Genomic DNA, 11549 nt, shown 5'->3' with positions numbered 1-11549 from the left:
ATGCCGTACTCCGAAGCAGACGACACCCGCAAGGTGCAGACCGCGGTCACCTACGGGGCCGAGTCGGATCAGCCAGTGTTCCTGCCCTACGCGCATGACAACTTCGACCGGTTCATGCGCGGCCGGACACGTGATGACTTCTACTGCGGCGTTCTGCTCGGCGGCTGTGGCGCCAAGTTGTCCCCGAAGCGGTACATGGACAAGAAGTGTCACTTCGCTCACCGGCCCCCTGTGCACTGCCACCGTACGGAGGTCGGTGAGAGCAGTGCCGATCACCTTTACATCGGGCAGGCCATCGCGGACTGGCTGAAGCAACAGGGCCGAAAGGCCTCCCGTCCCGCCTACAAGCCCCATGGACACCAAGTCCGTGATGTCGTCGATGTGTCGCACGATGGCGGACGCCAGCTCGTACGCGTTCAACTCGCCAGGCGTTCAAAGCATGAATGGGAGGATGAGGACGCAAAGCTGCGGCTCAGGCACGTCAACCTCGACTGGTTTTTCGGACCGGACAGTCTCGTCGCCAACTGGCAGATGGAACGACAGGGATACGCCCTTCGCGTGCAGTGCCGGTCCGTCGGGGCGTCCCGAGTGGTGGAGGTCGGGGCACAGTTCCCCGAGATGCCGGTGGAGTGGACGTCGCTCTCGGAGTGCACGCTCACTCCTGACGGAATTCTCACTCCGGGTCCTATCCGCATGCCGGACGGCATAGTGCCCCGCCAGGCCGTTACCTCAGAGCCCCGCCTCGCGATTCCCTCCACTTCTTTCCTCATCACCGAAGCCACACCGACACGCAACACCGTCACCCATCGCTGGTTCGACACCACCCTGCGCGTCACAGCCCGTCTGTCACTCCCCGCACGTGCCGCTTCACCCGAAGGACAGCACACCTATCGGCCGACGAGCGCGTCGCTCTCCATCGACGGAGACGGCACGTGGGTGGTCCAAGCCCAGTCCTTGGAGCAGGCGCAAGCAACTGTGCACGCCTGTCCGAGAGCCAGCACATCCTCCCCCGCCGCACCGCCCAGCCCGTCGGCCGAGCGACAAGCGCTGCCTCCCGAAGCCAATCTCGTCGCATCCTTCCGAGCCACGATGGAGAATGCGGCAAGCAACGGCAAGGGCGTGACAACGACAGGTCTGTGCAGGGAAGCGGCACTCCGAGACTGTGTCCTCTCAGCGGAGCAATGGGTCAGGTTGCTCCTGGCAGTGGAGCAGCCCCGGACGCCTGGCAAGCCCGTTCTGTGCGCCTTGATCAAGGGGCGCGACGGAGGCCCTGCACCATTCTTCCGAGAGGTGCTGCACGGTATCGGCTGGACGAGAGACTTCTCCAGCAGCGATCTGCTCGACATTTGGCTTCGTGAGCGCCGCCGCGTACTCGCGGCCTACGGATCGGAACGTCGGGCGATGCTGGCCTCCTTGCCTGCCCCTTCGCCCGTCCTCGCGCGGGAGCACCGGCCCCCCGCCCGTACCAAGGCCACCCCGATCAAGGGTGACCCCGCCTTCGACGCACTGCTTGACATTGCCCATGAGGCACAGCGGAGCACTGACCTCGATACCCTCGAGCGCAGCTTGTGGCTTGCGGAGCAAAAAGCGCCATCGACTGATGCTCACGAAGTCCTGAACACGCTCACCGACTGGCTGGTAGATCAACGTGCTGACGCGTTGTACGACACCTGGGAGAGGCTGTCTGCCCTAGTCGACGCTCTCAACCGGGACGGCGACGACCTCCATGCCGATGAATTGCGTCGGATTCTCCGGAACGCTAAGGAGCTCGCCGAAGAGGTTGGCGCGGATCTTGCATCTGCCGAGTACGGCGACATCACGCGGTGGCAGCAGCACCTGACTGAGCTCAGCGCTCGCCTTACCCTGACGCAGATACGCGGCCACGCCGTCGCCGTCCGCGTAGCGCTCCGGCAGAACGCCCGCGCGGGGCGCACGACAACGTGGGGCGGACTGTCTCGGAAGATAGGGGCTCCCCTCGCTGCTCTCCACCCCGACGACAAGGTCGCCGTACTCGTCGAGGCCGACCGCGAGACGAGAGACGACAAGCCGCTCCTGTCCACGCTGATAGCCGCACACGGAGGCGTCCGGCCTCATGCGCTCTACCCACAGGTCCTCTTCATCCTGGATCGTCTAGTTCCCCGGCCCTCAGCGCTCTTCATGCACTGGCGAATGGCACTGCACCAGCACTCAGAACTACGGTGACGTTCGCATGAACCGATCCGGATGGCCGTGCAGAGGCTGCCCGAGCGGATCGACCTGGTCCTCTACCGGACCTTCGACGGTGCCCTTCTGGGCTGTTGCTCGTGGATTCCGTGACCGGCTTCCCGAGTGCTTCCTCGTCTCGCCGAGGCCGGATCGGGTTACGGCGGTCGACCGCGTTCTGACGGTTCCGGCGGATCCTTCACTGCGGATGGCGGGGCCGTGCCGAGTTTCTGCGTGGCTTGTACGCGGATCTGAACGAGGCGCTCACGGCTTGGGGTGAGGTGGAGGTGGCGCCGCTGCGGCACTACATCGCTTACCGACGGCTGGTGAACGTGGCGTCGGTGATCTTCCGTCCGAAGCACGAGGCGATCCTGGTGTACCTCAGACTCGACCCGGACACGGTCGAACTGGAGGAGGAGGGCTTCACCCGGGACATGCGCGGCGTCGGGCACCTCGGGACCGGTGACCTGGAGGCCCGCGTCGTCTCGGCAGCCGACTTGGAGAAGGCGGCACCGCTGATCCGCCGGGCGTTCGAGGCGGCCTGACGTAACAGGGGGGCGGCTGGTGCATCGGTTAGTCGATGCTCCAGCCGCCCCTCTGGCGTCTGTGGGCCGCCGGCCCTGGCCTCTCTTCGATCTCACGCTCATGCCTCCGGTCCGGCCAGCTCGAAGTCGACCTTCGTCAGTTCGGCCCGCAGCCGCTCCTCGGCGACGTCGGCGTAGTGCGCGGACAACTCGACGCCCACGAAGCGGCGTTCCTCGCGCAGAGCTGCGACCCCGGTGGAGCCGCTGCCCGTGAACGGGTCGAGGACGGTGCCGCCCTCGGGGCAGACCTGGACGAGCTGCTGCATGACCTCGACCGGCTTCTGGGTGATGTGAACCCGGCCCTTGCGGGACTGGGAGGCGATGTAGTGGCCCGGCAGGTAGAGGTCGCGGGTGTTGTCGAGGGATCCCTTGACGCCCCAGATGATGAACGCCGAGTCCTACTTCGGCCCGCCCTTGTGGGGCCGGCTGGACGGCTTAATCCACGGAATCGTGCCGCTCCAGGTCCACCCCGCCATCTGCAGGGCGTCGGAGGTGGTCGGCTCCTGTCGCCAGTCGGTGAAGACCATCGCGACCGCGTGCTCGGTCGAGGCCCGGTACGCCTCGGTGAGCAGTTCGGTGAGCCAGGAGCGGTAGGAGCGCTGGTCGCGGTTCTCGCCCGGGAAGTTGGCGAGGTCGTGGGCTGAGTTGCTCGTGACGTACTTGGCACGTGCGGTGCGGCCGGTTCGATCGGAGCTGGTGCGGCCTCCGGAGTTGTACGGCGGATCGGTGATCACCGCCTGGACGCTCTCGTCCGGGAGGGACTTCAGGACGGTCAGGGCATCGCCTCGGTGCAGCGTGTAGCTCATGGGGGCCTCTTTTCGGGCGCGGCGGAGTCTGGACCTGCTCCGGGCAGCACTCAACGGCGTGCATCCGGTGCGAGGTTGCAGCGGAGGTTAACGGCGAATTCCGGCCGCGCCTAGCGAGGTGGCTCCCTGCTTCGGGCCCCTGGATGGCAGTCGTTTGGTGCGGCCGGAATCCCGGTCTACTGTCTCGCCGTGTCACCAGGAAGGAGCGCTGCTCCACCTCCGTTGAGCTGTGCTTATCCGTGCAGTCTCGTCCAATCGGGCGGCGTCGGAGGCATGTTGCCCATCTGTCCGCGAGCGCCGTGAGGAGGCCCCTGTGATTTGCCTGAGATTACGAGCGCGGCTGGCTGCCGCGTGTGACCTGAAACCGGCATCCGGCAGCTACCAACTTCTCTGACCCGGGCCCGCCGAGAGGCGGATGCACATCGGCGCGGTGCCGACGGCTTTGCACGAGAAGTCGGCACCGCGCCTCCTACGAACACCGAGGAGCCGCTGCGATGCAGCATGCCCTGACACACCCGCGCCCCGTCCCGCCCCCGTCACCTGGTCGGCACCGCCGTCGTGCTGAAGGGCGGCGATGAAGAAGACGACCGGAGCCCTCGTCCGTCTGTGCGCCACCGGACCACTGCTGTTGGCGCTTCCGATCCTTGGCATCGGTGCCGGGACTGCCTCGGCCTCGTGCTCGACCGGCGGTGCACAGAGTGTGGACACCTCCGCAGTCGCCAAGCAGGTGAAGGTAATCCTGGACGGCGGCGACATCTGACATGCAGATGCCGCCCCACCCTGTCCGACCTGCTGCTCAATCGGTCAGGCGCCGGACGCACCACAGAGGCCGTGCCGGGCCGTCTTCTCACCACACCTGCGGCTGGGACCGGACAGGCCGACCAGGCGGATGCCGACGCACCGCGCGGCCGAAAGCCTTGGGAGCGTAGGGAATTCCGTGCGGGTCGGCTAAGCGACGGGAGCGCGAACAGCAACAGCCGCTGCAGCACGGGCCGATGTCTGCCGGTACCGCACGGTTCTCGGTATCGGCGGTCACTGCCGTACGCAGGGCTCAGGCCGACGGAACAGTCACGATCGTCACCTGTCCGTCCATCAGACATTCGATGAGCACCGAACCGCCGAGCGGATGAATCCAGAAGTGCGGCCCGGCGTCGAGGATGTCCTGCGCGTGCCGCACTGCGACATCCGCAGGCATGGTCACGGTCGGCATCACATAGTTTCCCCAAATGATGGCGACTCGCTCCCCCCTCTGTACGTACGAGGAAAGAAGCTCCGAAGCCATCTTCGTCCAGTGCTCCTCGTCGTCCCACCAGAGGCGCTCTTCGAACGAAACGGTTTCGAAGTCGATCACGTCACCGGTGGCAGCAGGAAACCTGCTCAGGGTGGCCGATGCCAGTTCGTGGTTCTCTGCGAGATCCAACTTCACGACCTGGCGACCGTCATCGTCGCGGCGGTCGTTCATGAAATCCGGAAGGTATTCCGGGTGACTCGCGTAGGAGCTACTGCCAGTCATACGTTCCGCCTCAACCACGTCGAGATACTCCCACCGGGGACCCTATCGCCCATTTGCGGACCGCCGCACCCCTGCCCCTCATCCCGTTGATGTGAGTACCGATTCTTCCGTCAGTGTCCAAGCGGAACGACCTGTAGGCCCCACCGCTGGTAGCAGTGGACACAAAGAATTCCGACGTACCGGATTCACCGGTGACGGTCACAATGAATCCATGGGCGCTCCAGAGGGTGACCCATCAAATGGTGTGAAGCCGCCTGTACCGGGCGGGAACGAAAAGGGCGCGTGCTCCGCCGTCTTCGGCGGAGCACGCGCCCACTGCACCGAATGCGGTGCGGGTCATCGCGGCGGGGGTTGTGCGCGACGTCCGTTTCCCGGTCCCGTCCTCGGGGCGAGGGCGGGACCGGACCGCGCTCCGGTGGTCGGGAGGGGTCAGCTCGCCGGCGCGGTTCCGCGGCCGGTGACGGAGCGGAGGATCACGGCGAGAGCGACCAGGACGATGCCGAACCAGACGACGCTCGACACTCCCACGTGGTCGGCGAACAGGCCGCCGATCAGGGCGCCGAGGGCGATGCAGGTGTTGTAGGCCATCGTGTTGAGCGACATCGCGGCCTCGAACTGCTGGGGTGCGGCCGAGAGCGTCATGTTGATCTGGCTGAGCTGGACGACACCGAAGGCGAGGCCCCAGAGGGTCATCGCGATGATCACGCCGACCTTGTTGGCGCCGATGGTCAGCAGCAGGACGAGCGAGGCGACCATGATGAGGCCGCCCACGATGAAGCTGCCGCGGAGGCTCTTGTTGACGGTGTGTCCGCCGATGAAGTTGCCGACCGCGCCACCGATACCGAAGACGATGAGGACGACGGTGATGAAGCCGACGGTGGCGGAGGTGCTCTCCTCCAGGTAGGGGCGGACGAACGTGTAGGCGCCGAAGTGGCCGAGGACGAAGAACACGACCATGATCAGGACCACCCGCAGCTGCACGTTCTTCAGCGGCAGGGTGAAGACCTCGCGGACCGAGACCGCGTTGGCCGAGGGCAGCGACGGGACGGTGACGGCGACCGCGATGAAGACGACGGCGCTCAGGGCGGACCAGATGAGGAACGTGGTGCGCCAGTCGCTGGCGCTCTCCAGCAGGGTGCCGAGCGGGATGCCGACGACGGTGGCGATGGAGATGCCGGACATCACGACGGCGGCGGCCCGGTTGGCGTGCTTCTCCGGGACGATCCGCATGGCCATGGTGACACCGATGGCCCAGAAGACACCGCTGGCGAAGCCCATGATCAGGCGGGTGCCCAGGATCAGCGGGTAGTTCGGGGCGATCGAGGTGATCAGGTTGCCGATGGCCAGCACGGCCAGCAGCGTGACGAGCAGCTTGCGCCGGTTGACGCGCCGGCTCCACGCCACGATGAACGGAACCCCGAGGCCGGCCGCGATGCCCTGCGCCGTGACCATGAGACCGGCCGCGCCGACCGAGACGTTGAGGCTCTCACTGAGCGGGGTGAGAAGGCCGATCGGCATCAGTTCCGTGGTGAGGAAGACGAACAGGCTGGCGGTGATGGCGGCCACGCCCAGCCATCCCCTGGCCGGGGACACCTGATTCTGCGACGTGGCGGGTGGGTTGGTCTCTTCTTGAATGGTCATGTCATCTCTCCGGATGTGGTCAGGCGTGGGTACGCGCATGCCTCGGGCCGCCGGGATCCGGCGGGGAGTCCATGGCGAGGGACGGTGCGCCCGCCGTTATCCGCTGCGTTCCTGTTCCAGAGCGGGTTGGTCGGGGACTTGCGAGACGGTGGTACCGGGTGGGGCGGGGGAGGTCTCCCCCGGCTTCGGCCGCGGAGCGCGCGGCTGGCCGAGCACGATGGCCGCGAAGATGACGGCCATGCCGACGATCTGCAGGACGGACAGCGTCTCGTCCTTGACGAGATAGCCCAGCAGCGTCGCCACGACGGGGCTGCCCAGGGCGAGGAAGGAGACCGCGACGGCGGGTAGCCGCCCGATGCCGCGGAACCAGACCATGTAGCTCAGGACCGCGCCGAAGGTGATGAGGTAGGCGAATCCGATGATGTTGGAGCCGGTGAACGTGTCGGGGAGGTCTTCCAGTGCCAGCCAGAACGGCAGCAGGACCAGGCCGCCCGCGGTGAGTTGCCAGCCGGTGAACGTCAGCACTCCGACGTCCTCCGGCCGGCCCCACCGTTTGGTCAGCGTGATGCCCAGGGCCATGCACAGTGCTCCGCCGACCGCGGCGAGCACTCCGAGGGTGTCGAGGGATGCCGTGCCCCTGAAGACCAGGAGCACCACCCCCGCGACGCCCATGGCCCAGGCCAGGGCGTGGATGGCTCTGATCCTCTCCCCGAGGAAGAGGGCGGCGAGGACCACGACGAACATGGGCTGGGCCGACATGATCATGGCGGCGATGCCGCCCGGCAGCCGGTAGGCCGCGAAGAAGAGCAGGAAGTTGAAGGCGCCGATGTTCAGCACGCCCAGGATCAGGGCGCGCCACCACCAGACACCGACGGGAAGCTTCCGCCCGAGGGCCAGCAGGAGCAGGCCGCCGGGCAGGGCCCGCATGGTGGTCGCCAGGAGCGGCCGGTCCGGTGGCAACAGCTCGGTGGTCACCAGGTAGGTGCTGCCCCAGACCGCCGGAGCCAGGCCGGTCACAGCCGCCGTGAGTACGTTCTGTCTGCTCTTCATCTTGCCTCGAATCCCGCAGGAACCATCAGGGCCCCCGACGTCCGTACAGCCGGCTCAGTCGAAGATCGGGTCGCGGTCACGGCCGCGCTTCAGCTCGAAGAAGCCGTCGATGCTCGCCACGGCCAGCACCCCGTCCCAGAGCGTTCCGGCGGCCTCGCCACGGGGGGCGGGGGTGAGCACGGGGCCGAAGAACGCCAGCGGCTTCCCGTCCGGGCCGGGTACGTGGATGACGGGGGTGCCGACCTCGGAGCCGACCGGGTCCATCCCCTGGTGGTGTTCGGCGCGCAGCGGCTCGTCCCAGGAGGTGTCCTCCCCGGCCTCGATCAGGTCGGCGGGCAGACCCGCCTCCGCCAGGGCGGCGCTGATCATGTCGGGGCCGAGCCCGGCCTTGTCGTGGTGGATCAGCCGGCCCATGGCGTTGTACAGGGGGCGCAGCACCTCGTTGCCGTGGCGCTGCTGCGCCGCGACGCACACGCGCACGCAGGCCCAGCCGTCGATCATGCCCTGGCGGTACTTCTCCGGGACCTCGCGGCCCTCGTTGAGGACCGACAGGCTCATGATGTGGAAACGGGTTTCCAGCGGCCGGACCTGCTCCACCTCCAGCATCCAGCGTGAGGTGATCCACGCCCAGGGGCAGCGGGGGTCCACCCAGATGTCGGCGACGGTCGTCTCGGAACGCGGTGGCGTGGTGCTCATGGCGGTCGCTCGTCCTTTCGGTGTCGCGGCACGAGGGCGCGCGAAGGCATGCCTCGGCGGTGTGCGCCCAGGTGCGGGAGATGAGGGGGCTGTGGCGGGAGCGGCTTCCGGGCATGCCGGAGGGGCCCTGATCACGGGCTCGCCCGGCTGAAGGGGCCCGAGGGCGTTCCTGCCGTGTGCGGTCCCCACCAGTGTCGGGCCGGGGGTATCAATCAGTCCAACACATGCTTGTCACCCGATGGATCTCGTATCACGATGGATCCATGGAGCTCCAGCAGATGCGTTACGTGATCGCGGTGGCCGAGACGAACAACTTCACGAGGGCCGCCCAGCGCTGTCTGGTGGTCCAGTCCGCGCTCAGCCACCAGATCGCGCGCCTGGAGAACGAACTGGGTGCGCGGCTCTTCGAACGCACCAGCCGCCGGGTCCGGCTGACCCCGGCGGGCGCGGCCTTCCTGCCCGTCGCCCGCCAGTGCCTGGATGCGGCGGAGCGGGCCGCCGCCGAGGTCGCGGCGGCTGTCGGGGAGGTGCGCGGGCGCCTGGCGGTGGGGCTGATCCCCACCGTCGCCGCCGTGGACATTCCCACCGTCCTCAAGAAGTTCCACCAGCTCCATCCGAAGGCGCGGATCAGCCTCGGTGTGGGAGCGAGCAACGAGCTCGTCGAGCAGGTGAAGCTGGGCGAGATCGAGGTGGCCTTCCTCGGCATCCCGGTCACGGCCCGCCCCCAGGGCGTCCTGGCGCGGGAGCTGGCCCGGGAGCGGCTGGTGGCCGTGGTCTCCCCGGACCATCCCCTCGCCGGCGAGACCTCGGTCGACCTGCGCCGGCTGTCGTCGGAGGTGTTCGTGGACCTGCCGGCGAAGACCGCGGGCCGGGCCCAGTCCGATCTGGCCTTCACCGCCGCCGGCCTCACCCGCGAGGTGCCGTTCGAGGTGACCAACGCGGACTACCTGGCCCGGCTGGTCGGCGCGGGCCTGGGTGTGGCGCTGCTCCCGCCCGCGTACGTCGCCGGGCTGACCGGCCTGGTCACGATCGAGGTCACGGACGCGCCGTCCCGGGCCGAGTACGTGATCTGGGGCCGCGAGAGCCTCACCCCGGCGGCCACCGCGTTCCTGGAGCTGCTGGGCATCGGGCCGGAGTGACCGCGGCCGGGGCGCCCCGGCCGCGGTGGTGGCTCAGGCGTGGGCCGTCAGGGCGGGTGCGGTCAGGGCGGAGCCGAGCAGCTCGCGGTGGATCTCCGAGGTCGGCGAGGACCGGTTGAGCGTGATGTAGTGCAGGCCGGGTGCGCCCTCGGCGAGCAGCTTCTCGGCCATGGCCACCGCGAAGTCGATGCCGATCCGCCTCCCCTCCTCCCCGCCACCCGCCGCGTGGAGGCGCCGGGCCAGGTCGTCGGGGAAGGTGGCCCCGCTCAGCTCGGCGAACCGGGCGATCTGCCGGGGGTCCGTGGCCGGCATGATCGCGGGGATGACCGGGGTGTCGCACCCCGCCGCCACGACCCGGTCCCGCAGCCGCAGGTAGTCCTCGGCCCGGAAGAACATCTGGGTGACCGCGTAGTCCGCGCCCGCGCGGCACTTGGCCACGAAGTGCCGTACGTCGGACTCCCAGTCGGCGGAGCGCGGATGGCGCTCGGGGAACGCGGCCACGCCGACGCTGAACGCCCCCGATTCCCGTACCAGCTTCACCAGTTCCCAGGCGTGGGAGAAGCCGTCCGGGTGCGGGATCCAGGGCGCGTTCGGGTCGCCCGGCGGGTCCCCCCGCAGGGCCAGCACGTCCCGGACGCCGGCGTCCGCGTACTGGCCGATCACATGCCGCAGTTCGGCGACCGAGTGCGCCACCGCCGTGAGGTGGGCGACCGGGCGCAGGGTGGTCTCGGCCGCGATCCGGTTCGTCAGCTCGACCGTACGGTCCCGGGACGAGCCCCCGGCCCCGTAGGTGACGGAGACGAAGCTCGGGGCGAACGCCTCGATCCGGCGGACCACCTCCCACAGGCCGGCCGCGCCCGCCTCGGTCCTGGCCGGGAAGAACTCGAAGGAGAAGGAACGGGTTCCGGCGGCGAGCAGCTCGCGCAGGCCGCTCACACCGGCTCCCCGGGCCAGGCGCCGGTGTCCGCCGCCGCCTCGGACCCGTAGGCCCGCGTCAGCCGCTCCGACAGGTCCCAGGGGAGCAGCTTGTACTCCTGGGTGCCGGAGGATTCCAGGACGATCGTCGCCAGGGCGCAGCCCAGTTGGGCGGCGCGGCGGTGCGGCAGCCCCCGGGAGAGTCCGGCGAGGAAGCCGGCCCGGAAGGCGTCGCCCACCCCGGTGGGATCGACGGCCTGGTCCGTCGCGACGGCGGGCACCTGTTCGGCGGGCCCGCCGGCGGTCAGGATCGAGACGCCGTCGGCGCCCCGGGTGACGATCCAGACGCCGACGCGGGCCAGCACCTCGGCCTCGCTCCACCCGGTCCGCTGTTGCAGCAGCGCGCTCTCGTACGCGTTGGTGAAGAGGTACCGGGCCCCGTCCACGAGCGTCCGGGTCGACTCCTGGTCGAGCCGGGCCAGTTGCTGCGAGGGGTCCGCCGCGACCGGGATGCCGGCGGCGTGCGCGGCCCTGGTGTGGCGGACCATCGCCTCCGGTACGTCCGGGCCGACCAGGACGAGGTCGAGGGCGCCGACCCGGTCCACGGTCTCGTTCAGGTCGATCTCCTGGGCCTCCACCATGGCGCCCGGGTAGAAGGAGGCGATCTGGTTGTGGTCGGCGTCGGTGGTGCACATGAAGCGGGCGGTGTGGCGCGCGGTGCTGAGCAGGACCGATCCGGTGTCGGTACCGGCGGCCCGCAGCCAGGCGTCGTACTCGGCGAAGTCCGTGCCGGCGGCGCCGATCAGCACCGGGGTCAGCCCGAGGCGGCCCAGTCCGAAGCAGATGTTCGCGGCCACGCCGCCCCGGCGCACCTGGAGGTCGTCGACGAGGAAGGACAGGGAGATCGTGGCCAGGCTCTCGGGGAGGATCTGCTCGGTGAAGCGCCCCGGGAAGGTGGCCAGATGGTCGGTCGCGATGGATCCGGTGACGGCGATGTCCATGG

10 protein-coding genes and 1 pseudogene are annotated in these 11549 nt (G+C 68.7%); 4 read left to right on the top strand and 7 right to left on the bottom strand.

Going from position 1 to position 11549, the window contains the following annotated elements; translation table 11 throughout:
• On the top strand, positions 1-2202 hold the full coding sequence (locus IE264_RS18740; RefSeq protein WP_051821675.1) for a hypothetical protein: 2202 nt from the start codon (positions 1-3) through the stop codon (positions 2200-2202).
• Positions 2203-2441: 239 nt separating this feature from the next.
• A complete protein-coding gene (locus IE264_RS37980) occupies positions 2442-2747 on the top strand; it encodes a DUF5655 domain-containing protein (protein WP_229887628.1) in 306 nt (101 codons plus the stop codon).
• Between the two features lie 98 nt (positions 2748-2845).
• On the opposite strand, the pseudogene IE264_RS18730 reads toward IE264_RS37980, so the two are convergent.
• Positions 2846-3592: pseudogene (locus tag IE264_RS18730) on the bottom strand (DNA-methyltransferase).
• A 574-nt stretch (positions 3593-4166) separates the two neighbouring features.
• Here IE264_RS18730 and IE264_RS18725 point away from each other — a divergent pair.
• A complete protein-coding gene (locus tag IE264_RS18725; protein ID WP_032753565.1) occupies positions 4167-4352 on the top strand; it encodes a hypothetical protein in 186 nt (61 codons plus the stop codon).
• Between the two features lie 291 nt (positions 4353-4643).
• Here the strand turns inward: IE264_RS18725 and IE264_RS18720 are convergent, their stop codons facing one another.
• The 4 genes from IE264_RS18720 to IE264_RS18705 form a co-directional block, all read right to left on the bottom strand.
• Entirely contained in the window at positions 4644-5123 is a 480-nt protein-coding gene (locus tag IE264_RS18720) for a hypothetical protein (protein ID WP_032753563.1), read from the bottom strand.
• A gap of 411 nt (positions 5124-5534) precedes the next feature.
• Complete coding sequence (locus IE264_RS18715) at positions 5535-6746, bottom strand: MFS transporter (protein ID WP_015612127.1); 1212 nt, start codon at positions 6744-6746, stop codon at positions 5535-5537.
• Between the two features lie 96 nt (positions 6747-6842).
• A complete protein-coding gene (locus IE264_RS18710) occupies positions 6843-7796 on the bottom strand; it encodes an EamA family transporter (protein ID WP_032753561.1) in 954 nt (317 codons plus the stop codon).
• Between the two features lie 54 nt (positions 7797-7850).
• Positions 7851-8492 (bottom strand): mycothiol-dependent nitroreductase Rv2466c family protein, encoded by a 642-nt coding sequence (locus tag IE264_RS18705; protein ID WP_015612125.1) that lies wholly within the window; start codon positions 8490-8492, stop codon positions 7851-7853.
• A 263-nt stretch (positions 8493-8755) separates the two neighbouring features.
• Between IE264_RS18705 and IE264_RS18700 the strand changes: the two genes are divergently transcribed.
• The gene (locus IE264_RS18700) at positions 8756-9631 is read left to right on the top strand and encodes a LysR family transcriptional regulator (protein ID WP_032753559.1); all 876 of its coding nucleotides are present in this window, start codon (positions 8756-8758) and stop codon (positions 9629-9631) included.
• 33 nt (positions 9632-9664) lie between these two features.
• Here IE264_RS18700 and metF read toward each other — a convergent pair whose 3' ends face one another.
• Together metF and IE264_RS18690 are read right to left on the bottom strand one after the other, a co-directional pair.
• Positions 9665-10567, bottom strand: a complete 903-nt coding sequence (metF, locus tag IE264_RS18695) for a methylenetetrahydrofolate reductase [NAD(P)H] (RefSeq protein WP_015612123.1) — start codon at positions 10565-10567, stop codon at positions 9665-9667.
• Positions 10564-11547 (bottom strand): carbohydrate kinase family protein, encoded by a 984-nt coding sequence (locus tag IE264_RS18690; protein ID WP_032753937.1) that lies wholly within the window; start codon positions 11545-11547, stop codon positions 10564-10566. Before IE264_RS18690 ends, metF begins: the two co-directional genes overlap by 4 nt.
• Between the last annotated feature and the right edge of the window lie 2 nt (positions 11548-11549).

The organism is Streptomyces microflavus (assembly GCF_014650075.1).
In the GTDB taxonomy this organism is placed as follows: Bacteria; Actinomycetota; Actinomycetes; order Streptomycetales; family Streptomycetaceae; genus Streptomyces; species Streptomyces microflavus.
Note: the sequence above shows the minus strand (reverse complement) of the source record. Positions and strands in the feature narration are given on the sequence as shown.

Coding starts and splice junctions, on each gene's coding strand:
- IE264_RS18740 (WP_051821675.1), top strand. CDS start 1: ATGCCGTACTCCGAAGCAGACGACACCCGCAAGGTGCAGACCGCGGTC.
- IE264_RS18725 (WP_032753565.1), top strand. CDS start 4,167: ATGAAGAAGACGACCGGAGCCCTCGTCCGTCTGTGCGCCACCGGACCA.
- IE264_RS18690 (WP_032753937.1), bottom strand. CDS start 11,547: ATGGACATCGCCGTCACCGGATCCATCGCGACCGACCATCTGGCCACC.
- IE264_RS18710 (WP_032753561.1), bottom strand. CDS start 7,796: ATGAAGAGCAGACAGAACGTACTCACGGCGGCTGTGACCGGCCTGGCT.
- IE264_RS18700 (WP_032753559.1), top strand. CDS start 8,756: ATGGAGCTCCAGCAGATGCGTTACGTGATCGCGGTGGCCGAGACGAAC.
- IE264_RS18705 (WP_015612125.1), bottom strand. CDS start 8,492: ATGAGCACCACGCCACCGCGTTCCGAGACGACCGTCGCCGACATCTGG.
- IE264_RS18715 (WP_015612127.1), bottom strand. CDS start 6,746: ATGACCATTCAAGAAGAGACCAACCCACCCGCCACGTCGCAGAATCAG.